The organism is Streptomyces sp. NPDC050732, from assembly GCF_040654255.1.
Lineage (GTDB): Bacteria > Actinomycetota > Actinomycetes > Streptomycetales > Streptomycetaceae > Streptomyces.
Genome location: NZ_JBFAHP010000037.1, coordinates 16,208 through 39,779 on the forward strand (window position 1 = coordinate 16,208; position 23,572 = coordinate 39,779).

General features: G+C 72.3%; 24 protein-coding genes. 19 read left to right on the top strand and 5 right to left on the bottom strand.

What is annotated here, in order from left to right:
• The first annotated feature begins 141 nt into the window (after window positions 1–141).
• Window positions 142–1,137: an alpha/beta hydrolase gene (locus AB0H82_RS28950; protein WP_362997824.1), complete on the top strand. Its 996-nt coding sequence runs from the start codon at window positions 142–144 to the stop codon at window positions 1,135–1,137.
• Window positions 1,138–1,196: 59 nt separating this feature from the next.
• Window positions 1,197–1,664 carry a hypothetical protein gene (locus AB0H82_RS28955; protein ID WP_362997826.1) on the top strand — a complete coding sequence of 156 codons (468 nt, stop codon included), beginning with the start codon at window positions 1,197–1,199 and terminating at the stop codon, window positions 1,662–1,664.
• On the opposite strand, the gene AB0H82_RS28960 is transcribed toward AB0H82_RS28955, so the two are convergent.
• Window positions 1,651–2,448, bottom strand: coding sequence for a hypothetical protein (locus tag AB0H82_RS28960; protein ID WP_362997828.1), 798 nt, complete (start codon window positions 2,446–2,448; stop codon window positions 1,651–1,653). The two genes, AB0H82_RS28955 and AB0H82_RS28960, sit on opposite strands and share 14 nt — an antisense overlap.
• Window positions 2,449–2,784: 336 nt before the next feature.
• Between AB0H82_RS28960 and AB0H82_RS28965 the strand changes: the two genes are divergently transcribed.
• The 10 genes from AB0H82_RS28965 to AB0H82_RS29010 all read left to right on the top strand — a co-directional run bounded on the left by AB0H82_RS28965 (window position 2,785) and on the right by AB0H82_RS29010 (window position 13,534).
• Window positions 2,785–4,503 carry a dihydroxyacetone kinase subunit DhaK gene (locus tag AB0H82_RS28965; protein ID WP_362997830.1) on the top strand — a complete coding sequence of 573 codons (1,719 nt, stop codon included), beginning with the start codon at window positions 2,785–2,787 and terminating at the stop codon, window positions 4,501–4,503.
• A gap of 129 nt (window positions 4,504–4,632) precedes the next feature.
• Window positions 4,633–5,208: a WHG domain-containing protein gene (locus tag AB0H82_RS28970; RefSeq protein ID WP_362997832.1), complete on the top strand. Its 576-nt coding sequence runs from the start codon at window positions 4,633–4,635 to the stop codon at window positions 5,206–5,208.
• 46 nt (window positions 5,209–5,254) lie between these two features.
• On the top strand, window positions 5,255–6,442 hold the full coding sequence (locus tag AB0H82_RS28975) for a GDSL-type esterase/lipase family protein (RefSeq protein ID WP_362997834.1): 1,188 nt from the start codon (window positions 5,255–5,257) through the stop codon (window positions 6,440–6,442).
• 133 nt (window positions 6,443–6,575) lie between these two features.
• Window positions 6,576–7,757, top strand: a complete 1,182-nt coding sequence (locus AB0H82_RS28980; RefSeq protein WP_362997836.1) for an LLM class flavin-dependent oxidoreductase — start codon at window positions 6,576–6,578, stop codon at window positions 7,755–7,757.
• Entirely contained in the window at window positions 7,754–8,791 is a 1,038-nt protein-coding gene (locus tag AB0H82_RS28985; protein WP_362997838.1) for an alpha/beta hydrolase, read from the top strand. Before AB0H82_RS28980 ends, AB0H82_RS28985 begins: the two co-directional genes overlap by 4 nt.
• Window positions 8,792–8,872: 81 nt before the next feature.
• Window positions 8,873–10,285, top strand: coding sequence for a DUF6421 family protein (locus tag AB0H82_RS28990; RefSeq protein ID WP_362997840.1), 1,413 nt, complete (start codon window positions 8,873–8,875; stop codon window positions 10,283–10,285).
• 26 nt (window positions 10,286–10,311) lie between these two features.
• Window positions 10,312–11,052 (top strand): SDR family NAD(P)-dependent oxidoreductase, encoded by a 741-nt coding sequence (locus tag AB0H82_RS28995; protein ID WP_362997842.1) that lies wholly within the window; start codon window positions 10,312–10,314, stop codon window positions 11,050–11,052.
• Window positions 11,053–11,072: 20 nt separating this feature from the next.
• Entirely contained in the window at window positions 11,073–12,143 is a 1,071-nt protein-coding gene (locus AB0H82_RS29000) for a low specificity L-threonine aldolase (RefSeq protein WP_362997844.1), read from the top strand.
• 94 nt (window positions 12,144–12,237) lie between these two features.
• Window positions 12,238–12,834: a transglutaminase family protein gene (locus tag AB0H82_RS29005; protein WP_362997845.1), complete on the top strand. Its 597-nt coding sequence runs from the start codon at window positions 12,238–12,240 to the stop codon at window positions 12,832–12,834.
• Between the two features lie 13 nt (window positions 12,835–12,847).
• Window positions 12,848–13,534: a phenylalanine--tRNA ligase beta subunit-related protein gene (locus AB0H82_RS29010; protein ID WP_362997847.1), complete on the top strand. Its 687-nt coding sequence runs from the start codon at window positions 12,848–12,850 to the stop codon at window positions 13,532–13,534.
• Between the two features lie 27 nt (window positions 13,535–13,561).
• Here the strand turns inward: AB0H82_RS29010 and AB0H82_RS29015 are convergent, their stop codons facing one another.
• The gene (locus AB0H82_RS29015) at window positions 13,562–14,290 is read right to left on the bottom strand and encodes a lysophospholipid acyltransferase family protein (protein WP_362997849.1); all 729 of its coding nucleotides are present in this window, start codon (window positions 14,288–14,290) and stop codon (window positions 13,562–13,564) included.
• A 234-nt stretch (window positions 14,291–14,524) separates the two neighbouring features.
• Between AB0H82_RS29015 and AB0H82_RS29020 the strand changes: the two genes are divergently transcribed.
• The 4 genes from AB0H82_RS29020 to AB0H82_RS29035 all read left to right on the top strand — a co-directional run bounded on the left by AB0H82_RS29020 (window position 14,525) and on the right by AB0H82_RS29035 (window position 17,648).
• A complete protein-coding gene (locus AB0H82_RS29020; protein ID WP_362997851.1) occupies window positions 14,525–14,851 on the top strand; it encodes a thioredoxin family protein in 327 nt (108 codons plus the stop codon).
• 238 nt (window positions 14,852–15,089) lie between these two features.
• Complete coding sequence (locus AB0H82_RS29025; protein WP_362997853.1) at window positions 15,090–15,599, top strand: flavin reductase family protein; 510 nt, start codon at window positions 15,090–15,092, stop codon at window positions 15,597–15,599.
• Between the two features lie 230 nt (window positions 15,600–15,829).
• The gene (locus AB0H82_RS29030; RefSeq protein WP_362997855.1) at window positions 15,830–16,615 is read left to right on the top strand and encodes an electron transfer flavoprotein subunit beta/FixA family protein; all 786 of its coding nucleotides are present in this window, start codon (window positions 15,830–15,832) and stop codon (window positions 16,613–16,615) included.
• 58 nt (window positions 16,616–16,673) lie between these two features.
• Window positions 16,674–17,648 (top strand): electron transfer flavoprotein subunit alpha/FixB family protein, encoded by a 975-nt coding sequence (locus tag AB0H82_RS29035; RefSeq protein ID WP_362997857.1) that lies wholly within the window; start codon window positions 16,674–16,676, stop codon window positions 17,646–17,648.
• 58 nt (window positions 17,649–17,706) lie between these two features.
• Here AB0H82_RS29035 and AB0H82_RS29040 read toward each other — a convergent pair whose 3' ends face one another.
• Entirely contained in the window at window positions 17,707–18,606 is a 900-nt protein-coding gene (locus AB0H82_RS29040) for an endonuclease/exonuclease/phosphatase family protein (RefSeq protein WP_362997859.1), read from the bottom strand.
• 246 nt (window positions 18,607–18,852) lie between these two features.
• Between AB0H82_RS29040 and AB0H82_RS29045 the strand changes: the two genes are divergently transcribed.
• Complete coding sequence (locus tag AB0H82_RS29045) at window positions 18,853–20,145, top strand: aldolase/citrate lyase family protein (protein ID WP_362997861.1); 1,293 nt, start codon at window positions 18,853–18,855, stop codon at window positions 20,143–20,145.
• A gap of 9 nt (window positions 20,146–20,154) precedes the next feature.
• Entirely contained in the window at window positions 20,155–20,649 is a 495-nt protein-coding gene (locus AB0H82_RS29050) for a hypothetical protein (RefSeq protein WP_362997863.1), read from the top strand.
• Window positions 20,650–20,660: 11 nt separating this feature from the next.
• Here the strand turns inward: AB0H82_RS29050 and AB0H82_RS29055 are convergent, their stop codons facing one another.
• Both AB0H82_RS29055 and AB0H82_RS29060 read right to left on the bottom strand, forming a co-directional pair.
• Complete coding sequence (locus tag AB0H82_RS29055; RefSeq protein ID WP_362997865.1) at window positions 20,661–21,215, bottom strand: isochorismatase family cysteine hydrolase; 555 nt, start codon at window positions 21,213–21,215, stop codon at window positions 20,661–20,663.
• A gap of 75 nt (window positions 21,216–21,290) precedes the next feature.
• On the bottom strand, window positions 21,291–22,373 hold the full coding sequence (locus AB0H82_RS29060) for a LacI family DNA-binding transcriptional regulator (RefSeq protein ID WP_362997867.1): 1,083 nt from the start codon (window positions 22,371–22,373) through the stop codon (window positions 21,291–21,293).
• A gap of 107 nt (window positions 22,374–22,480) precedes the next feature.
• Between AB0H82_RS29060 and AB0H82_RS29065 the strand changes: the two genes are divergently transcribed.
• Window positions 22,481–23,449 carry an ROK family protein gene (locus AB0H82_RS29065; RefSeq protein ID WP_362997869.1) on the top strand — a complete coding sequence of 323 codons (969 nt, stop codon included), beginning with the start codon at window positions 22,481–22,483 and terminating at the stop codon, window positions 23,447–23,449.
• The last annotated feature ends 123 nt before the right edge of the window (window positions 23,450–23,572 follow it).

The following is a 23,572-nucleotide window of genomic DNA, read 5'->3' on the forward strand; positions in this document are numbered from 1 at the left end:
GCGGCCGGTGGAGAGGCGGCTCGGGCCCGCGCCGCTTTGCCGGAACGGCAACAAACGTCGTCCTGCGGCCGGCCCGCGTCGCATGCTCGTGGCCCGAGTCGTCGCCGGAGCCCAGAAGGGCCCGTGCCGCCAGGAGGATTCATGTCCCTGACCCAGTCCCCGACTGCCACCGACCGCACCCACCGCCTCATCCCCTCACCGGCGGGCCGGATCCACCTGGTGGAACAGGGCATGGGCCCCCTCGTCCTCCTCGTGCACGGCTTTCCCGAGTCCTGGTACTCCTGGCGCCACCAGCTGCCGGCCATCGCCGCGGCCGGATACCGGGCGGTCGCCGTCGACGTGCGCGGCTACGGCCGCTCGTCGAGGCCCGCGGAGGTCTCCGCGTACCGGATGCTCGACCTCGTCGAGGACACCGTCTCCGTGGTGCACGCCCTCGGCGAGGAGACCGCGGTGATCGTCGGGCACGACTGGGGCGCGACCGTCGCCGCGCACGCCGCGCTCGTCAGGCCGGACGTCTTCCGCGCGGTCGGCCTGCTGAGCGTCCCCTACACGCCGCCGGGCGGCCCGCGCCCCAGCGAGGTGTTCGCGGGAATGGGCGGCGACGAGGAGTTCTACGTCGCGTACTTCCAGGAGCCCGGCCGCGCCGAGGCCGAGATCGAACCCGACGTCCGGGGCTGGCTCGCGGGCTTCTACGCCGCGTTCTCCGGCGACACCATGCCGGGTCCCGACGCGCTGGACCCGCACTTCGCGAGCCGCGGCGGCCGGCTGCGGGACCGGTTCCCCTGCGGGCGGCTGCCCGGCTGGCTCACCGGGCGCGACCTCGACGTCTATGCCGGGGAGTTCGAGCGGACCGGCCTGACCGGCGCGCTCAACCGCTACCGGAACATGGACCGCGACTGGGAGGACCTCACCCCCGGCTTCGCGGGCGCCCCGATCACGCAGCCGTCCCTGTTCATCGGCGGCGCGCTGGACGCCTCGACCACCTGGCTCGCCGACGCGATCGCGGCCTTCCCCGACACGCTGCCCGGACTGTGCTCCTCGCACGTCCTCGACGGCTGCGGCCACTGGCTGCAGCAGGAACGCCCCGCGGAGGTCAACCGGCCGCTGGTCGACTGGCTCGCCGGCCTGCCGGGCTGACGGCCGTATCGTGACACCCCGGCGGGGGCTGCTGGTGGACACGGGGCGGGAGACGCGGTGTGAGTGGTGGTGGTCGGCGTACGACGGGCAGCAGCCGGAGCGGAATCCGCGGGGTCCTGACGGTGATGGTGTGGGCGGCCGTCCTGACGGCCTTCGCCCTCCCGCTGCGTCACGCGCTCGTCGCCACCGACACCTACCTCTCCGGGTACTGGGCGACGGTCACCGACGGGGACGAACTGGACCACTTCGCATGGCGGGACCCCCAGGGCCGCACGGTGCGCGGCGCCGTCCGGGGCGTCCCGGAGGACGGCGTGTGGGACGAGGAGGGGGAGGGGACGAGCAGCATCACCGGCGACCGCGTCTGGGTGTCGGCGCAGGGCGTCGCCCACATCAGCGAGTCCCCCGCCCAGCAGGACATGGTCGTCGGATACGCCGGGGCAGGGGCGGTCCTCGGCGTCGCGCTGCTGGTGACGCGGGCCCGCCGCCGGGCGCGGCGGGGCCCTCACCCTGTTCTCAAGGAAACATGACGGCCGGGTCCACCGGGGTGAGGACCAGCCAGCGCAGCGACGTGTCGCCGAACCGGCCGTAGGCAGCGACGCGCACGTCGACCGGATCGGGCGCCACCAGCGGGAAGTACATGGGGAGCGCCGCGTCGCCGGAAGGGCCCCGGACATCGGCCGTACGCTCCCACAGCTCGGCGACGCCCGGCTCGCGCCGCACGGTCCGCACCACCTCGTCCAGGCGCTCGTTGTCCGGCCAGCGCTGCCAGGCGAGGCGCAGCCGCCCGAGCAGCGGCGCGGCCCACTTCGTGTCCCAGTCCCGCAGCTGATACCGCGCCTCGGCGGAGAACGCCCAGGTCATGACGTTGGCACCGGTGCGGGCCAGCCAGGGGCAGTGGCGCGCCGCCACGGCATTGGCGGCGAGCACGTCCCAGGCCTGGTCACAGATCCAGCTCACCCGGCGCTGCTGGTGCAGCAGGTCCAGCAGCGCGGCGTCCGGCCGCGCGCCCTCGGCCCGGTGGCGTGGCGGCTGGTGGCCGGTGCCCCGGTACAGAGCGGTCGCCTGCCGGGGGGAGAGGTCCAGGATGCGCGCGACACCGGCGATCATCCCGCGCGCGTACTTGCGGTCCTCGCCGCGCTCCAAGGCGCGGTACCAGCGTTCGGAGACGCCGAGCAGCAGGGCCATGTCGAGCTGGGTGAGATATCTCCGGTGGCCGCGGAAGGGCACGGGGCCGGGCAGCAGCGCGGGGTCCCGCGCCATCCGCCAGGCCCGCAGCATCCGTCCGAGATCCTTGCGCCGCGCGTCCAGCAACTGTAAAGACCTCGCAAAGATGGGGCTGTCGTACGAAGAGTGCCGCGCCCGCAGCGGATCGCCGCCCGCGCCGGTGCGCGGTGCCAGCCTCGCACAAGGACCCGGCCACCGGAACGCGGGAGTGCCGGTATCCGTGAGTGCCGACCTTGGGGCGGGGCGGACGGCCATGGTGAGCGCCGCATCACCTGGCACGGCCGGAACTCCGAGGTGCCGGGTGCCGGATGGGGTGCCGGGTGCCGGAAGCAGTCGTACGTTGTACGCCTCACGCCCGTTGCCCGCATGCACGCCGACCGCCGCGTACGCCACGCACCACCGCACACTTACGGAGAGCCGCCGATGAGCCACTTCCTGCCGGAGACCGACGCCGTGCTGACCGCCGCCCGCGGGCTGGCCCTGGCGCATTCCGGGTTGATCGAGGTGAACAGCAGCCCGCTCTACCTGCGGGCGCGCGACGCCGACCCGGCCCGCACGGTCGCACTGGTCTCCGGCGGCGGCTCCGGGCACGAGCCGCTGCACACGGGCCTCCTGGGGCGGGGCGGCCTGGACGCCGTCTGTCCCGGCGAGATCTTCGCCTCCCCGCACAACCGGCAGATCTACGAGGCGAGCGCGGCGGCCGCCAAGAGCGACGGCGTCCTGCACATCGTCAAGAACTACACCGGCGACGTGATCAACTTCCAGATCGCGGCGGAGCGCCTGCGGCACGACGGGATCCCCGTCGCCACGGTGCTCGTCGACGACGACCTGGCCACCGACAGCGCGGACAGCGCCACCGGCCGCCGGGGCACCGCCGCCACGGTCGTCGTCGAGAAGCTCCTGGGCGCGGCGGCCGACCGGGGCGCGACGCTGGAGGAGCTCGCCGATCTCGGCCGGCGGGTCGTGGCCCGGTCCCGCAGCATCGCCGTCGCGGCCCGCGCCCAGACGTCGCCCACCACGGTGAGCCCCGCGTTCGCACTGGAGCAGGGAACCCTCGACTACGGAGTCGGCATCCACGGCGAGCGCGGCACCCGCACCATCGCCCGGCCCGCGACCGGCGACCTCGTCCGGCGCATGACGGACGACCTCCTCGACGCGCTGCCCGACGGCCCCGACGAGGTGCTCGCCCTCGTCAACGGCCTCGGCGCCACCACCGAGCTGGAGCTCAACGCCATCGCGGTGCTGCTGAGCGACGAACTCACCGCCCGCGGCCTCCGGCCGGTCCTGGTCGTCCCCGGCACCTTCACCGCGGCCCTGGACATGGCCGGCTTCTCCCTCACCCTCACGCGGCTCGAAGACGGGTGGGCCGACCTGTGGACCGCCCCCACCCGCACCCCGCTCGTCCTGCCGCGCCCCTCGCTCGCCCCGGGCGAGTCCGTGCCGCCGGTGCCGACGTCCGCGAGCTCCCCGGCTCCCGCGCCGCGCACGGGCGGCGACCGCGCCCTGCTCGACCGCTACGCACTCACCGTCACGCAGGTGCGCGACAACCTCACCAAGCTCGACCAGCTCGTCGGCGACGGCGACTTCGGCGACAACCTCGCGGGCGGCGTACGCCGTGCGGTGAAGCTCGCCGACGAGACCGGCGTGGACGGCACGACAGCGCTGGCCGAGGCCTTCCTCAACGACGTCGGGGGCACCAGCGGGCCCCTGTTTGGGCTCCTCTTCCAGCACCTGGCCGCCGCGTCGCCCGCGGACGGCGGGGCGCCGTCGGTCGCCGCGCTCGCGGAGGCCGCCGCGGCCGGCCACGCCGCCATCCACCGGGTGGGAGGCGCGGTCCCCGGCGACTGCACGCTGGTCGACGCACTCGCACCCGCCGCCGCATCCCTGGCGGCGGCACGGGCCGACACCCCGCTCACCGAGGCCCCGCTCACCGACGCCGCCCAAGCGGCCATCCGCGGCGCCCTCGCCACCGCGTCCCTGCGCCCCCGGCGCGGCCGCGCCAGCTACGTCGGCGACCACGCCCTCGGCGTCCCGGACCCCGGCGCCCTCGCCGTCGCCCTGCTCTTCATGGCCCTCGCGGACATCCACGAACCGGCCACCGCGCCGCGCCTGCCCGCCCCCGGCCACATCACGGTGCCCTGACCGGGGGGGGGAGAGAGCCCGAGCGCGACGCGCTCCCTCATCTGCATGGCGGACCCCTAATCGACATGCCGGTTTGCCTAAAGGCTTTAGGCAACTGCATAATCGGTTATGCCGAGAGAGGGGTACGCCATGGTGCGCGTGGGGCTGACCACGGAACGTCTGGTCCAGGCAGGGGCCGAGCTGGCCGACGAGGTCGGCTTCGACCAGGTGACCGTCTCGGCGCTCGCCCGCCGTTTCGACGTCAAGGTCGCGAGCCTGTACTCGCACGTGAAGAACTCCCAGGACCTCAAGACCGGGATCGCCCTCCTCGCCCTGGCCGAGCTCGCCGACCGGGGCGCGGACGCGCTGGCCGGCCGGGCGGGCAAGGACGCGCTGGCCGCCCTGGCGAACGTCTACCGCGACTACGCCCGTGAGCACCCCGGTCGCTACGCCGCCGCCCAGCTGCGGCTCACCCCCGAGGCGGCCGCGGCCAGCGCCGGCGGCCGCCACGCGGAGATGACGCGGGCGATCCTGCGCGGGTACGACCTGACGGAACCCGACCAGACGCACGCGGTCCGCCTCCTCGGCAGCGTCTTCCACGGCTACGTGAGCCTGGAGCTCGGCGGCGGGTTCAGCCACAGCGCGCCCGACTCGCAGGAGACGTGGACGCGCGTCATCGACGCCCTGGACGCCCTGTTGCGCAACTGGCCCGCACCGGCCGCCTGAGCAGCCCAGTCCACATACTTGATTCACTTGATCACAGGTTGAGGCCATGCATACCGACCACCACCACTGGACCGCCACGCCCATCACCGCCGAGCTGCTGCGCGGCGCGCTCGACGTGGAGCACACCGAGCACGGCGTGCTGCCGCACCGGCTCCCCGCCTGGGCCCGCGCCCAGAACACCGACGGCCAGCTCGCCATGGCCGAGTCCCAGCCCTCCGGCGTACGCCTGGCGTTCCGCACCCGCGCCACCGCGGTCGAGCTCGACACGCTGCCCACGAAGCGGTTCTACGTGGGCGCGCCGCCCCGCCCCGACGGCATCTACGATCTGCTCGTCGACGGCCGCCCGGCCGGCAGCGCGAGCGTGACGGGCGGCAACGTCCTGACCATCGACATGACCGCAGGGACCGCCGAGCGCACCGCCGGGGACCCCGGCACCCTGCGCTTCACCGCGCTGCCCGACGGGATGAAGGACGTCGAGATCTGGCTGCCGCACAACGAGACCACCGAGCTCATCGCCCTGCGCACCGACGCCCCCGTCGAGCCCGCACGCGACCCGGGCCGCAAGGTGTGGCTGCACCACGGCAGCTCGATCAGCCACGGTTCCGACGCCGCGAGCCCCACCGCCACGTGGCCCGCGCTCGCCGCGTCGCTCGGCGGTGTGGAGCTGATCAACCTCGGTCTGGCCGGCAGCGCCCTGCTCGACCCGTTCACCGCGCGCACCATACGGGACACCCCCGCCGACGTGATCAGCGTCAAGATGGGCATCAACGTGGTCAACGCCGACGTGATGCGGCTGCGCGCGTTCGCCCCCGCGGTGCACGGCTTCCTCGACACCATCCGCGAGGGACACCCCGAGGCGCCCCTGCTGGTCGTCTCCCCGATACTGTGCCCCATCCACGAGGACACCCCCGGGCCCAGCGCACCCGACTTCAGCGACTTCGGCGAGGGGCGGCTCCGCTTCAAGGCCATGGGCGACCCCGCGGAACGGGCGATGGGCAAGCTCACCCTCAACGTCATCCGCGACGAGCTGGCCCGCATCGTGAAGCAGCGCTCCGCCGACGACCCGAACCTCCACTACCTCGACGGCCGCGACCTTTACGGGCCCGACGACGCCGAGGAACTCCCCCTCCCCGACGACCTCCACCCGGACGCCCCCGCCCACCGCCGCATGGGCGAACGCTTCGCGGCCCGAGCCTTCACCCCGGGCGCCCCCTTCGCGGACACCCCTGCCTGACCCCCGAGGCGCCCGCTCCGGGCCGCGGATTTCCCGCACGTGTCCCTTGCGACTTCACGACCTGACGGCTAGTCATATGACTAATCGAAACACCAAGGGCCATGCCGTAACGGCACAACTCCCTGGAGGGCACGTGAAGTTCTCCGTCATCTTCGAGGCGCAGCTCGCCGACCCGACCGTCGAGCGCGAGCATCAGGTCATCCACGACTGCGTCGAACAGGCCGTGCTCGCGGAGGAGATGGGGTTCGACCGCGTCTGGGCGGTCGAGCACCACTCCCTCAAGTGGTACGCGCACATGAGCGCACCGGAAATCTTCCTGACCTGGGTCGCCGCACGCACCAGCACCATCCGCATCGGCCACGGCGTCGTCTGCATGCCGTTCAACTTCAACCACCCGGTGAGGGTCGCCGAGCGCGCCGCCATGCTGGACCTGCTCTCCGGAGGACGGCTCGACCTGGGTGCCGGGCGGGGCGGCACCGAGCAGGAGACGTCGCTCTGCGGGGTCGACAGGGAACGTACGGCCCAAGAGGTCGAGGAAGCGCTGCGGATCATCGGGAAAGCCTGGGAGAAGGAGGAGTTGGAGCATCACGGCGAGCTCCTCGACATCGGTCCGCACCCGATCCTGCCGCGCCCCAAGCAGACCCCGCACCCGCCGCTCTTCCTCGCGTGCAGCAGGACCGAGACGCTGACCCAGGCGGCCGAACTCGGCGTCGGCGCCCTGGTGATGGGCTTCGCGGGACCCGAGTCCATCGCCGGGATGCGGCAGGCGTACGACGCCGCCATCGCGGCCCGCACCGACGCCCGCCTCGTGTCGAGCGCCGTCAACGACCACTTCTCCGTGCTCTGTCCGACGATCGTGCTCGACGACGGGGAGGTGGCGCGGCGCGTCGGCATCCGCGGGCAGCGGTTCTTCGCGCAGTCCATCGGGCACTGGTACGGCGGCGCCGGCATCCCCGACGAGGCGGTCGTCGAGGGCAGCGACGAGGCCGCCGAGATGCGCAAGGCCGCCGAGCAGGTCGTGGCACGCCTGCACGAGCACGACATCCCGGTGCGGCCCACCTCGACCGCCACGTTCAACGCCGACCACGCGTACGGCACCGCGAACGACGCCATCGCCTATGTGGAGCGGCTCCGCGACGCAGGGGCCGACGAGATCATGTGCCTCGTCCAGATGGGCACCGTCCCGCAGGAGGCCTGCCTGGAAACCCTGCGGCAGTGGGGCGAGAAGGTCATCCCGCACTTCCGCGCCCAGGAACGGGAAGCGGCGACGGACACGGCGACGGAAGTGGCAGCGGCCGGAACGGGCCTGACGTGACGCGGCCCGAGCCGGCCCGGCCCCCGGACCGGCTCGACCCCCTCGCCCGCCCCCTCGTGAACGCCCTGGCCGCCGCCTTCCCCGACCTCGGCGGCACCGTCACCGACGCCGTCGAGGCCCGCCGCGTCCTGGCTGCCGCGCCCGCCTCAGGGAAGACACCGACCGCCGTCGGAGCGGTCGTGGACAGGACGATCCCGGGGCCGCCGGGCGCGCCCGACATCCCCGTACGCGTCTATCTCCCGGACCCGGACGCACATCCATACCCACGCCCGGGCCCCCGCCCCACGGTCGTCTTCTTCCACGGCGGCGGTTACACCCTCTGCGGCCTCGACTCCCACGACGCCACGGTCCGCGGTCTGGTCGCCCGGTCCGGTGCCGCCTTCGTCTCCGTCGGCTACCGCCTCGCCCCCGAACACCGGTTCCCCGCCGCCGTCGACGACGCGTACGCGGCGCTGTGCTGGGCCGCCGGCGAGAGCGCCGCCCTCGGTGGCGACCCGAGCGCCCTCGTCACCGCGGGGGACAGCAGCGGGGGCGGGCTCGCCACCGCCGTGACCCTCAGAGTGAGGGACGCGGGTGGCCCCGCCGTCGCGCTGCAGGTCCTGCTCTACCCCGTCCTGGACGCCGCCCGGGACACCGTCTCCTACCGGGAGAACGCGGACGGATACTTCCTGACCGCCGCGCACATGCGCTGGTTCTGGGAGCAGTACCTCGGCCCCGACGGCGACGGCACGCATCCCCTCGCCCACCTCGCCTCGCCGCTGCGGGCCGCCGACCTCACCGGACTGCCGCCCGCGCACCTCGTCACGGCCGGCTGCGACCCGCTGCGCGACGAGGGGCTGGCCTACGCCGAGCGTCTCCGGGCAGCCGGAGTGGAGGTCACCGCGCACCACTACCCGCGCATGTTCCACGGCTTCCTCGGCTTCCCCGACGTACTCCCCGATGCGGCGAAGGCACTCCAGGAAGCGGCAGAAGCAATCGAGTCAACAGCGGGTGGCAGGAAAAACAGCGGTGCAGATGGGGGTGGCGCAGGATAATTTACGGAGGCCCCCCTTGTCGCGGAGAACCCCGCATGCATACGGTGTCCTGACGTGAGGTTCTCCCGTGGAGGATGGGGCATGACGGAAATTCTTGTGCAGTCGGGTACGGAGGGTGCGGTTCTTTCCGCCAGTGAGCCCGGTGAGCGGGTGGTGGACCACCCGGCGTGGCCGGTGCTCAAGGGTGCCGTGGAGGAGATCCGGCCCTGGCAGTCGCCCGACGGCTCCATCGACTTCGAGGCGGCCGGCGCCCCGGCGAAGAGCATCGCCGAGCTCGCCGTGGACCGCGTGACAGCCGCGGTCGAGGAGCTCTCCCCGCTCCTGCCGCACGACGCCGCGTACCACCGCGCGCTCGTCGCGGACCTGCGCCGCTGGGCCGAAGGCGGCTTCGCCGTGCCGGACTTCCTCGACTCGCTGCTCGCCTTCCAGCCCGCGGCGCACCGCGAGGACGGCCTCCAGCACCTGGTCGTCTTCCCGATGTACACGCAGAACGGAAACCCGGACCGCAACTTCGAAGCGGTCGTGCTGCGCATGGTCTGGCCCGACTGGCTGGCCGATCTTGAGCGCACGCGCTACGACAACCCGCTGTTCTGCGGCATCACCTTCGAGGACTTCACCGCCGGGTACGACACCAACTCCGCCGTCCTCTTCCCCGAGACCATCGCCGTGCGCGAGGCCCCCGAGCGGTTCTCCTGGGGCGGCATCTTCTGCGACCGCGAGGCGGCCCGCTTCCGCCGCGTCACCGCGGCCGCCGTGGACCTCCTCGGGCTCGAACTGCCCGACGACATCCGCGCGATGGTCGGCGACCAGGACCGCTGCCAGCAGGCGTTCGTCCTGTGGGACATGGTCCACGACCGCACCCACAGCCACGGCGACCTGCCGTTCGACCCCTTCATGATCAAGCAGCGCCAGCCGTTCTGGATGTACGGCCTGGAAGAGCTGCGCTGCGACCTCACCGCCTTCAAGGAGGCCGTGAAGCTGGAGGCCGAGGGCGTCCCGCAGGCGCGCGACGTGCAGTACGCCGTCCTCTTCGACCGGATGTTCCGCTTCCCGGTCACCGGCGACCGCGTGAAGAACTACGACGGGCTCGGCGGCCAGCTCCTCTTCGCCTACCTCCACAAGCACGACGTGGTCCGCTGGACCGACAACCAGCTCAGGATCGACTGGCAGCGCGCGCCGGAGATCACCAACCAGCTCTGCGGCGAGATCGAGGACCTGTACCGCGCGGGCATCGACCGCCCCAAGCTGGTCCACTGGTTCGCCGCGTACGATCTGGTGTCCACGTACCTCGCCCCGCACCCCGGCTCGCGCTGGGCCAAGGGCCCGGACGCCCTCGACACGTCGCTGCCGCCGCGCAAACTCGTCGACGAGGTGCTTCCCGACGAGTTTCCGCTCAGCATGTTCTATGAGGCGCTCTCCAAGAAGCTGAAGCACGTGATCGCCTCCACCAAGGGGATCACCGCTTCCACGGGCGCCGAGAAGGCCGCCGCGTGAGCGGCCGCCAGGAGGAGGCGAGGAAGATGTCCGCACTCGATGGAGCCGTGGTCGCGGTGGCGGGGGCGGCCGGACCCGCGGGACGCGCCACTCTGCTGAGGCTCGCGGAGGCCGGCGCCACGGTCGTGGCCTCCGACGCCGATCCCGCCCGCCTCGCCGAGGCCGTGGACGCCGCGCGGTACGCGCACGGCGGGGCGACCGTCATCGGTGACACGGTCGACCTCCTGGATCTGGACGCCGCCCGTGAGTGGGCGACGCGCACGGAGAAGGAGTTCGGCCGGATCGACGGCCTGGTCCACCTCGTCGGCGGCTGGCGCGGCAGCAAGAGCTTCGCCGAGACCGACCTCGCCGACTGGGACCTCCTCGAAAAGCTCCTGATCCGCACCGTGCAGCACACCTCCCTCGCCTTCGAGGCCGGTCTGCGGCGCAGCGACCGCGGCCGCTACCTGCTGATCAGCGCGGCCGGCGCGGCCAAGCCGACCGCGGGCAACGCGGCGTACTCCGCCTCCAAGGCGGCGGCCGAGGCCTGGACGCTCGCGCTCGCCGACGCCTTCCGCAAGGCAGGGGGCGAGGAGGGACCGCGTGCGGCGGCTGCCATCCTGGTGGTCAAGGCGCTGGTGCACGACGCGATGCGCGCGGAACGGCCCAACGCGAAGTTCGCGGGCTTCACGGACGTCAGGGAGCTGGCCGAGGCCATCGCCGGCGTCTGGGAGAAGCCTGCCGGGGAAGTGAACGGAAACCGCCTGTGGCTGACCGAGAAGCCGTGACCGCTGCCGCAAGAGAAGCAGTGAACCCGCCGAAGACGGACGCCCGGCGCCACCACGACCCGGACGTCCGCGGCTTCGCCAGCGACAACTACGCGGGCGCGCACCCGGAGGTCATGGCCGCCCTCGCCCTCGCCAACGGCGGTCACCAGATCGCGTACGGCGAGGACGACTACACGGCCGGCCTCCAGCAGGTGATCCGCGGCCACTTCGGACCGACCGCCGAGGCCTTCCCGGTCTTCAACGGCACGGGTGCCAACGTCGTCGCGCTCCAGGCGGTCACCGACCGCTGGGGCGCCGTGATCTGCGCCGAGTCCGCGCACATCAACGTGGACGAGGGCGGCGCCCCCGAGCGCATGGCCGGCATCAAGCTGCTCACCGTGCCCACGCCGGACGGGAAGCTCACCCCTGAGCTGATCGACAAGCAGGCGTTCGGCTGGGACGACGAGCACCGCGCGATGCCGCAGGTCGTCTCGATCGCGCAGAACACCGAACTGGGCACGCTCTACACGCCCGACGAGATCCGCGCGATCTGCGACCACGCGCACCGACTCGGCATGAAGGTGCACCTCGACGGCTCCCGGATAGCCAACGCCGCCGCCGCGCTCGACGTCCCCATGCGGACGTTCACGAACGCGGTCGGCGTCGACATCCTGTCGCTCGGCGGCACGAAGAACGGCGCGCTGTTCGGCGAAGCCGTCGTGGTCATCAACCAGGACGCCGTGCGTCACATGAAGCACCTGCGCAAGATGTCCATGCAGCTCGCGTCGAAGATGCGCTTCGTGTCGGTGCAGTTGGAGGCCCTGCTCGCCAAGGACCTGTGGCTGCGCAACGCCCGGCACGCCAACGAGATGGCGCAGCGCCTCGCCGAGGGTGTCCGCTCCGTGCACGGTGTGGAGATCCTCTACCCCGTACAGGCCAACGCCGTCTTCGCCCGGCTGCCGCACGACGTGAGCGAACGCCTCCAGAAGAAGTACCGCTTCTACTTCTGGGACGAGGCGGCGGGCGACGTCCGCTGGATGTGCGCGTTCGACACCCGCGAGGACGACGTCGACGGGTTCCTGGCGGCGCTCAAGGAGGAGATGGCGCGCTGACCGCCTTCTCTCCGCCCGCATAGAACTGCATAGATATACGGTTGCCCGTAAAGTCATTGACGTACGGGTGGCCGTATTCCTATGCTCCCGTGGCATGCAGCTGATCCAGGAAAACCCCGACCTGTCTGCGTACTTGGCCGCGGACGAGGTCGTCGACCACCACCATCCGCTGGTTCGCGAGACAGCGGCCGGTCTCGCAAGAACATCCGCCGATACGTACGCGTATGCGCGCGCCGCCTTCGAGTTCGTGCGCGACGCCATTCCGCACTCGCAGGACTCGGGCCGCATGGAGGTCCCCTGGCGCGCCTCCGACGTCCTGCGCGAGCGCACCGGCATCTGCACCGCCAAGTCCCACGCGCTGGCCGCCCTGCTGCGGGCCGAGGACATCCCGACGGGGTTCTGCTATCAGCGCCTGCGGGACGACGACACCAGCGGCTACTCCCTGCACGGTCTGGTCGCCGTGCGGCTCGACGGCGCCTGGCACCGGCAGGACCCGCGCGGCAACATCCCGCCCGGCGTCGACGCGCAATTCCGTCTCGGCGAGGAGCGGCTGGCCTGGCCGGTGGATCCGGAGTCCAATGAAGTGGACTACGCAGTCCTCTATGCTGAACCGAGTCCCGTGGCGCTCCGCGCACTCAAGGAGGCCCGGGACCGACTCCACCTCTGGCAGATCTACCCCTCAGAACTGTGAGGCACGACGGACCATGACCATCGACCTGACCGTCTCCGACGAGGTCCGCGCCCTCGCGCCCGGCTTCACCCACGTCGCCATCGAGGCCCGCGGGCTCGTCAACGGCCCCAGCACGGAGGCGACCGCCGCACTCCTCGACGACGCCGCCCGCCGCCTCGCCGTACGCCTCGACGGGCGCGCCCCGCACGAGGACCCGCACATGGTCGCCTGGCGCGCCGCGTACACGGCCTTCGGCGCGAAGCCCTCGCGCACCCGCAACTCCGCCGAGGCGCTGGCCAAGCGCGCGCTCGCAGACGGCGGCCTGCCGCGGATCAACGCCCTCGTCGACGTCTACAACGCGATCAGCGTGGCCCACCTGATCCCGGTCGGCGGCGAGGACCTGGACCGGATCAAGGGCGGCATGCGCCTCGTGCGGGCCACCGGCGACGAGGACTTCGTGACCGCGGCCGCGGGGGAGCGGGTCGTGGAGCACCCCGACGCGGGCGAGGTCGTGTGGTGCGACGACGAGGGCGTCACCTGCCGCCGCTGGAACTGGCGCCAGGGCCCGCGCACCCGCCTCACCGAGGAGTCGGTGAACGCGATCTTCCTGCTCGAAGGCATGGGACCGGACGCCGGCCTCGAAGCGGCGGGCGCCGAACTGGCCGAACTGCTGGCGAAGGCCGGCCCGGACGCACGGATCACCGTCCACCCGCCGCGCTAGACGGACCCTGGCCCGGCCGCGGCCGGTTCAGCCGGCCTCGGCGGCCTTCACCTCGGCCGGGGTCGGCGCGGTGCCGCCCAGGTGCGCCGGCATCCACCACGTGTCGTCCGGACCCTTGGGGCGCACCGGGTAGGCGCGCTGCGCGGCCTCCAGGAGCTCCTGGCAGCGCTCGCGCAGCCGCCGGGTGATCGCACCCGCGTACTGGTCCTTCGGCGCCTCCACCGGCTCGCCGACACGGATCGTGATCGGCAGGTGGCTGCGCCTGAAGTTGCGCGGGTGACCCTTGGTCCACAGGCGCTGCGTCCCCCACAGGGCCATCGGGATCAGCGGCACCCCGGCCTCCTGGGCCAGCCGCGCGGCACCGGACTTGAACGTCTTCAGCGTGAACGACTGCGAGATCGTCGCCTCGGGGAAGACGCCGATGATCTCCCCGGAGCGCAGCGAGTCCAGCGCGTGCGCGTAGGCCGTCTCGCCCTTGTCGCGGTCGACGGGGATGTGCTTCATCCCGCGCATCAGCGGCCCGGAGATCTTGTGCCGGAACACCGACTCCTTCGCCATGAACCGCACCACACGCTTCTGCGGCAGCGCGGCGAGACCGTCGAAGATGAAGTCGAGGTAGCTGATGTGGTTGCTGACCAGGACGGCACCACCGGAGCGCGGGATGTTCTCAGACCCCTTGCAGTCGATCTTCAGGTCCCATGCCTTGAACAGGGTTTTGGCGGCACCGATGACCGGACGGTAGACAAGCTCTGCCATGGGTGGGGAGGGCCCTTCGTTTCTGCCTGGGGAGGGGGCTCCCGGCGGGAGGTTACGCAGCCGTAGGTTTTTCGGCGTTGCGCAGATCGTGCCTGAAGAACGGACGAGTGACCAGCCTTGGTGCCTTCAATCCGGGAGATTCTCGTCACGTAGGAATCATCCGGGGACGGCGGACGCTGTACCCCAGAGCGATCGGAACAGGCGCGCGCGGAGCGCGTCGGGGCGGAGGCACAGGTGCGGACAGGCGGGACCGGGCGACCGCTCGGCGCGGCGGACATCGGCGAGCGGCTCGGGGAGCGGGCCACGCTCGTGCAGTTCTCCAGCGCCTTCTGCCAGCCCTGCCGGGCGACCCGCAGAGTCCTCGCGGACGTGGCGGAGATGGTGCCCGGCGTGACCCACGTGGAGATCGACGCCGAAGCGCGCCTCGATCTCGTACGGGAGCTGCGCGTCCTCAAGACCCCCACCGTGCTCGTCCTGGACGCGACGGGACAGGTGGTGCGCCGGGCCGTCGGGCAGCCCCGCAAGGCCGATGTGATCGCCGCCCTGGGGGAGGCCGTGTGACCGGCCGCCGCGCAGGTCGCGAGGGGCGGCCCAGGAGCGTGACGCTTCTTTCACATTGCGGAACGGACTTGACTGCACGCGGCATCTATCGCGAGCCTGCCTCCATGCCCCGGGATCTCCTTCTGTACGAGCGCGTCCACGTGGACCTCGGCCGCCACGCCAGCGCGCGCTGTCCGCAGTGCTGAGCAACGACGCCTCCGCTCGCACCTCCGGCAACCCCCGGCAGAAGGACAACTCCATGACGGCACCGTCAGCCCTCACCACCCCCCGCCTCGCCACGCCCGAGCTGCTGCGCTCGGTCTTCCGGCAGCACGCCGCGGGCGTCGCCGTGATCACCGCCACGCACGGCTCCCGCCCCGTCGGCTTCACCGCCACCTCGCTCGCCTCGGTCTCCGCCGAGCCCCCGATGCTCTCGTTCGGCATCGGCACCGGCTCCTCCTGCTGGCCCGCGCTCTCCGAGGCCACGCACGTCGGCGTCCACATACTCGCCGAGCGGCAGCAGGAGCTCGCCGCCACGTTCGCGCGGAGCGGCGCCGACCGCTTCGGCGCGCCCACGAGCTGGCGGGAGGGGCCGGAGGGCGTGCCCGTGCTCGACGGCGCGCTCGCCTGGCTGGTGTGCCGGATCGTCGCGCGCGTCCCCGCCGGCGACCACCGGATCGTGCTCGCGGAGGCCGTCGTCGGCGACCGCGAGGACGAGGGGCGCCCGCTCCTGTACCACCAGGGGCGCTTCAACGCTCTGCGCGACTGAGAGTTCCCGCGGGACGGGCGCTCCGGGCGATTACGGAGCGTTGGGAAGGTCACAGTTCAAAGCGCTTGCTCAGTGGGAATGAACTGGGTGTACTCATGAGTAATATTTCGGTCGGAGCGCGGGCCGCCCCGACCGGGATCCGCCGCTTCAGGCGCCTATGCTGCCTGCAAGAAGGCAGTGGCCAAGCCAAGGCAGCAGCCCAATAAAGACGATGCAGTAGGAGAGCCGGCGTGAGCTTGAGGATCGTTGTCTGTGTGAAGTACGTGCCCGACGCCACCGGCGACCGGCACTTCGCCGATGACCTGACCGTCGACCGCGACGACGTCGACGGCCTGCTGTCGGAGCTCGACGAGTACGCGGTCGAGCAGGCGCTGCAGATCGCCGACGAGGCGGACGACGCGGAGATCACCGTGCTGACCGTCGGCCCCGACGACGCCAAGGACGCGCTGCGCAAGGCGCTCTCCATGGGCGCCGACAAGGCCGTCCACGTCGAGGACGACGACCTGCACGGCACCGACGTGATGGGCACCTCGCTGGTGCTCGCCAAGGCCATCGAGAAGACCGGTTACGACCTGGTCATCGCCGGTATGGCCTCCACCGACGGCACCATGGGCGTGCTGCCGGCGATCCTCGCGGAGCGCCTCGGCGTCCCGCAGGTCACGCTGCTCTCCGAGGTCTCCGTCGAGGACGGCGTCGTCAAGGGCCGCCGTGACGGCGACAGCGCCAGCGAGCAGCTGGAGGCGTCCCTGCCGGCCGTCGTGTCCGTGACGGACCAGTCGGGCGAGGCCCGCTACCCGTCCTTCAAGGGCATCATGGCCGCCAAGAAGAAGCCGGTGGAGTCGCTCGACCTGGACGACCTGGACCTGGAGGCCGAGGAGGTCGGCCTCGAAGGCGCCTGGACCAAGGTCGACTCCGCCGCGGAGCGTCCGGCCCGCACGGCCGGCACGATCGTCAAGGACGAGGGCGAGGGCGGCAAGCAGCTGGCCGAGTTCCTCGCCGGCCAGAAGTTCATCTGAGCTTCAGTCATCCCCTCAACCGCCCCAACTTCTTCGTATCGCAGGAGATTGAAGTCCCATGGCTGAAGTTCTCGTCTACGTCGACCACGTGGACGGCGCCGTCCGCAAGCCCACCCTGGAGCTGCTGACCCTGGCCCGCCGCATCGGCGACCCCGTCGCCGTCTCCCTCGGCGCCGGCGCCGAGGCCACCGCCGCCACGCTCGCCGAGCACGGCGCGGTGAAGGTGCTCACCGCCGACGCCCCCGAGTTCGCCGACTACCTCGTCGTACCGAAGGTGGACGCGCTCCAGGCCGCCTACGAGTCCGTGTCCGCCGCGGGCTCCCTGGTCGCCGTGCTCGTGCCCTCCTCGGCCGAGGCCAAGGAGATCGCGGCCCGCCTCGCGGTCCGCATCAAGTCCGGCATCATCACGGACGCCGTCGACCTGGAGGCCGGCGACGAGGGCCCGGTGGCCACGCAGTCCGTGTTCGCCGCCTCGTACACCACCAAGTCCCGGGTCTCCCAGGGCACCCCGGTCATCACGGTCAAGCCGAACTCGGCCGCCGTGGAGGCCGCCCCGGCCGCGGGCGCCGTCGAGGCCCTCACGGTCTCCTTCTCCGAGAAGGCCACCGGCACCAAGGTCGTCTCGCGCACCCCGCGCGAGTCGACGGGCCGCCCCGAGCTGACCGAGGCCGCGATCGTGGTCTCCGGCGGCCGCGGCGTCAACGGCGCCGAGAACTTCTCGATCATCGAGGCCCTGGCCGACTCGCTCGGTGCCGCCGTCGGCGCCTCGCGCGCCGCGGTCGACGCCGGCTGGTACCCGCACTCCAACCAGGTCGGCCAGACCGGCAAGTCGGTCTCCCCGCAGCTGTACATCGCCTCCGGCATCTCCGGCGCGATCCAGCACCGCGCCGGCATGCAGACCTCGAAGACCATCGTGGCCATCAACAAGGACGCCGAGGCCCCGATCTTCGACCTCGTCGACTACGGCGTGGTCGGCGACCTCTTCGAGGTCGTCCCGCAGCTCACCGAAGAGGTCAAGTCCCGCAAGGGCTGAGCCTCCTTCCGGTACGAGGCCCCCGCCCCGCGCAGAGCGGAGCGGGGGCCTCGCCGCGTCACAGCGTCATCGTGACCTGGACGGCCCAGTGGTCGCTCGGGTACTGCCCGCCGAGCGAGAAGGTGTTCACCGACGCGGCGTGCACCGTCGCCGTCGGCCTCGTCAGGACCCAGTCGATGCGGCCGCCGCCCAGGACGGGCGGCTTGTAACCGCCGAACGTGCCGTACGCCGGGCCGCGTTCCTCGGCGACGTCCCAGGTGTCGACGAGACCGGCGCCGAGCATCGTGGTGTAGACGGAGTTGTCGTGCGCCGTCGCGTTGAAGTCGCCCGTCACGATGAGGGGCGTGGTCGTCTTCATCAGGGCGATGCGCTCGACCATGAGGCTCGCCGAACGCTCGCGCGCGTTCTGGCTGACGTGGTCGAAGTGCGTATTGAGGACGTACAGCTGGGTGTTCGTGACCAGGTCGAGGAAGCGCACCCAGGAGGCCATGCGGGGCGAGTTGGCACCCCAGGTGTTCGAAGCGATGGTGTAAGGGGTGTCCGAGAGCCAGAAGTGTTCGTATTCGAGCGGGAACAGCCGGCGGTTGTCGTAGAAGACGGCCATGAACTCGTCGCGGCTGCCACCCCCGACGCCCGTGCCGACCCAGTCGTAGTTCGCGCCGAGATCCGTCTCGATGTCCTGCAGCTGGTAGTAGAGGCCCTCCTGGGTGCCGATGATGTGCGGCTGGGCGCGCAGGAGCATCTCCTTCATGACCGGGCGGCGCTCGGCCCAGGTATGCGGTGGTCGGCTGCTCGCGAAGCGGACGTTGTACGACATGACCTCCAGGCGCGCTTCCGGCGCTTCGGCGGCGTGGGCCGGGCCGCCGGACAGTGACGTGCCGGACAGCGGGAGCGCCACGGCGGCGGCGAGCGCGGTCCGCAGGACGGAACGGCGCGTGAAGGGGGAGTCGATGGCCACGCAGGCTCCTTCGGTTCGGCCCGCGCGGTCGGCACCGGGGCGCGCGGGAGGATGTGGGCCACAGACTGGCCGGGTCGGTCCCCGCCGGGGCCCGGGACACGCGTCAACGTGCGCGGTCCGCTACGGATGCAGGACACGGGAGGGTGTTGACCAGCACGAAGGTCACAGATAACTTCGCTATACGGATTGTTGATTCCGTGAAGCGGAAATGCCGGGCGCGGCACCGAGCGTGTGGAGGATGCAGGAATGGGTCAGCAAGAGAAGGTGGCGACGAGCCTCGCCGGCGCGGTCAGCGAAGGCATCAGCGCTTCCCTCGCCCCGGTGGACGCGGAGCTCGACCGCCGCTACCCCGGCGACCCCGGCACCCGCCAGCCCGTCCACACCGTCTACGTGCCCGGTGAGCGGTTCGCCGCCGACACCATCCGCACCTGGGGCGACCAAGCCCTGGAGATGCTCGACGAGCACGCCCCGGACGCCGCCTCCTTCGCCGCCGTCCTCGGCCTGGGCGACGACCTGGCCGACGCGGTCTACACGCGCGTGCGCACCAAACTGGAGCGCGAGCCGGTGGAAGACCTGCGCATCGACTTCGAGGACGGCTACAAGGGCGCCGACGAGGACCAGGACGCCGCCCGCGCCGCCCGTCTGGTCGCCGCCGCGTACGAGAACGGCACCGCCGCCCCGTACATGGGCATCCGCATGAAGTGCATGGAGGAGGCGGTACGCGACCGCGGCATCCGCACCCTCGACGTCTTCCTGTCCGGCCTCATGGAGGCGGGCGGCCTGCCCGACGGACTCGTCCTCACCCTGCCCAAGGTGACGTATCCGGAGCAGGTCACCGCGATGGTGCGCCTCCTGGAGGAGTTCGAGAAGGCGCGCGGCCTGGAGCGGGGCCGCATCGGCTTCGAGATCCAGATCGAGACCAGCCAGTCCATCCTCGCCACCGACGGCACCGCCGCCGTCGCCCGCATGATCCAGGCCGCCGAGGGCCGCGCGACAGGGCTGCACTACGGCACCTTCGACTACAGCGCCTGCCTCGGCGTGAGCGCCGCCTACCAGGCGAGCGACCACCCGGCGGCCGACCACGCCAAGGCCGTCATGCAGGTCGCCGCCGCGGGCACCGGGGTGCGCGTCTCGGACGGCTCCACCAACGTCCTGCCCGTCGGCTCCACCGAGAAGGTCCACGACGCCTGGCGGCTGCACTACGGCCTCACCCGGCGCGCCCTGGCCCGCGCCTACTACCAGGGCTGGGACATGCACCCCGGCCACATCCCCACGCGCTACGCCGCGGTGTTCGCGTTCTACCGCGAGGGCTTCGAGGCGGCCGCCGCCCGCCTCGCCGCGTACGCCGGTCACCACGAGGGCGGCGGCGTGGCCGACGAGCCCGCCACCGCCAAGGCCCTCGCCGGCTACCTGCTGCGCGGCCTCGACTGCGGCGCCCTCGACGCCGGCGAGGTCACCCGGCTCACCGGCCTCGCCCTGGCCCGCCTCCAGGGCTTCGCGGGCCCCCGCCGCGGCGATCTCACGGGGTCGGGCAAGTAGCATCGGCCGATGCACGGAACCTCCGACCCAGGCGGCACCGAGGCGCTGTACGCCCGCGTGGCGGCCGCCACCGCCGCCGCAACCGGCACGTCGTACCGGTTGCGGCGGACGGAGCCCGGGTTCGACCTGATCGCGGACGTCCCGCAGATCAGCCGGCGCGTCACACAGGTGCACACCTACCGCGTCGAACTGCGCCCGCGCGAGAAGACCTTCACCATCACGGACATCGTCCGCACCCACGAGCGCGGCCCGTTCGGAGTGCCGCGGAGCACGGTGGAGATCGGCCGGAGCCGCTACCGGACATGGAGCCGCTCACTGGACGGCAGCGAGCGGACGTCCTTCTCGTCCGCCGACGGCCACCGCCTGATCCGGGGCGCCGCCGGGGAACTGGGCTGGACGGAGCTCCGGCCCGCCGCTCAGCGGACCGCCCTCGTCCTCGGAGCCGTCGGCGGACTGCTGGCCCTCGGCACGCTGATCGCTCTCGCCGTCGCCTTCCGGCCGTAGCCGACCCGCCGTCAGAGGCGTTCCCCCGGCCAGGCGGCGCAGGGCACGACCTCGAATCCCCGGCTGGGGAAGACGGAGTCCATGAAGAAGTCGTGCACGGCCACATCGCCGTCGGCGCACCCGTCACGCAGCACGGTCACGCGGTAGTCGCGGTCCGCCGCGTCGTAGCACGTCGCGGCCACCATCGCGCTGGTCGCGACGCCGGCCACCGCGAGCGTGCTGATGCCGCGCGCGCGGAGCACGAGTTCGAGGTCCGTGCCGGCGAACGCGCTGGCGCGGCGCTTCAGCACGACGACGTCCTGGTCGTCGACCGGCAGCGCGATCCCGGTCCCGGCCGACCCCTCGTGGAAGGTGTCCCCGGTTTCGTAGAACGTCCTGAACAGTTCGTTGCCCGGCGGCAGGTCGGATCCGTTGTCCCGGATCGCGAAGCGCACGAACACGATGAGGACGCCGGCCGCGCGGGCGCGGGGGATCAGCTCGGTGAGCGGCGGCACGACACGCCTGGCGAAGGGGTAGCCGTCCACTATGCCCTGCTGGACGTCGCCGATGATCAATGCGGTGGTCATGACAGGCTCCCTTCCCCGAGTCGGCCGAGTCAGTCGGTCCTGCCGATCCGGTCGAGCGGGTTCGAGCCGGTCGAGTCACCCGGCGGGCGGCAGCTCCCCCGATCCGCGCGTGATGAGGCGCGTCGGCAGCTCGACCCGCTCCGGCGCCTCCGCAACGCCGTCGAGCTGCCGGAACAGCCGCTCCGCCGCCGTCCTGCCCAGCTGGGCCGCGTCCTGCGCCACGACCGTCACGCCCGGGCTCAGCAGGTCCGCGAGCTCGATGTCGTCGAAGCCGACCAGGGCCACGGGACGGTCGAGGGCGGCGAGGACGCGGACGACGGTGACCGTCACCCGGTTGTTGCCCGCGAAGACCGCCGTGACCGGCTCGGGGCCGCTCAGCATCGTCTCGGCCGCCGTCCTGACCCGCTCCGGATCGGTGACGCCGAGCGACACCCACGCCTCGTCGACGGGGATGCCGGCGTCCTCCATCGCCGCGCGGTAGCCGCGCAGCCGTTCTATGGCGGTGTGGATGCGCGGCTGGTCACCGATGAAGCCGATACGGCGGTGACCGTGGGCGATGAGGTGCGCGACGCCGTCCCGCGCACCGCCGAAGCTGTCGGAGAGCACCACGTCGGCGTCGATCTTCCCGGCGGGCCGGTCGACGAAGACGGTGGCGACCCCCGCGGCGATCTCCGGCTCCAGATAGCGGTGGTCGTCACCGGCCGGGATGACCACGAGCCCGTCGACCCGCCGCGCGCACAGGGCGAGCACCAGTTCCTGCTCGCGGTCCGGGTCCTCGGCGCTCGATCCGTTGATGAGCAGCGCGCCGTGCGCCCGGGCGACCTCCTCCACGGCGCGGCTCAGCGGGCCGTAGAACGGATCGGCCAGATCTTCCAGGACGAGGCCGATGCTGGCGGTGCGGCCCTTGCGCAGCACCCGCGCGCTGTCGTTGCGGCGGAAGCCCAGGGCCTCGATGGCCTCCTGGACGCGGCGCTCGGTGTCGGGCGTGACGCCCGGCTCGCCGTTCACGACGCGCGAGACCGTCTTCAGGCCGACTCCCGCGCGCGCGGCCACGTCTTTCATGGTCGGCCGGTTGCCGTAACGGTTCTCGGGTCGTCGAGCGGCGGTCTCGGCCACGGTGCGCAGTCCTGTCCTGTCGTCCACGGAGTCGTCGAGCATATGGCGACGAGCATAGGGCCTGGACAACGTTGTCAGATCCGGGGGAGACTGACCTTCGCACTCTCCGGCCTGCCGATACAGCCGATACACCAGGAGACCCGACACAGATGCACATGGACCTCGTCGCCGCACTCGACATCGGCGGCACCAAGATCGCCGGAGCCCTGGTGGACGGGCGCGGCCGGATTCTCCTGCGCGCCCAGCGGCCGACACCCGCGCGTGAGGACGGCGACACGGTGATGCGGGCGGTCGAGGAGGTCCTCACCGAGCTGACCGGCGGGGAGCTGTGGGGCCGGGCGGCGGCCGTGGGCATCGGCAGCGCGGGCCCCGTCGACGCGTCGGCCGGCACGGTCAGCCCCGTCAACGTCCCGGGCTGGCGCGGCTATCCGCTGGTCGACCGCGTCCGCGCGCTCACCGGCGGCCTCCCCGTCGTCCTGGTCGGCGACGGGGTGGCGATGACCGCCGCCGAGCACTGGCAGGGCGCCGCCCGCGGCCACGACAACGCGCTGTGCATGGTGGTGTCGACGGGCGTCGGCGGCGGCCTCGTCCTCGGCGGCAAACTGCACCCGGGCCCCACCGGGAACGCGGGCCACATCGGCCACATCAGCGTGGACCTCGACGGCGATCCCTGCCCGTGCGGGGCGCGCGGCTGCGTCGAGCGGATAGCGAGCGGCCCGAACATCGCACGCCGCGCCGTGGCCAACGGCTGGCGCCCGGGCGCCGACGGCGACACGTCGGCCGCCGCGGTGGCGGCGGCCGCCCGCGCCGGGGACCAGATCGCACTCGCCTCCTTCGAACGGGCCGCCCAGGCGCTGGCCGCCGGCATCGCCGCCACGGCCACGCTCGTCGAGATCGACATCGCGGTGATCGGCGGGGGAGTGGCGAAGGCGGGCGACGTGCTCTTCACGCCGCTGCGCCGCGCCCTCCGGGACTACGCCACGCTCTCCTTCGTCCGCCGGCTGACCGTGGCCCCCGCACTGACGGGCACGGACGCGGGCCTGGTGGGAGCGGCGGCGGCCGCGCTCGACGGGGCGCCGAGCGCGGCCGTGGACCTGCGGTACCCCGTGGGGGGCTGAGAGCCTGTCTGTGATCCCCCGCCTGCGCCCCGACGCCCGGCACGCACGCCGATCGCACGCACCGAACGCCGCTGCGCCCGCGCTCCGCGCGAACGACGGGGGTTCAAAGACAGGCTGAGGCGA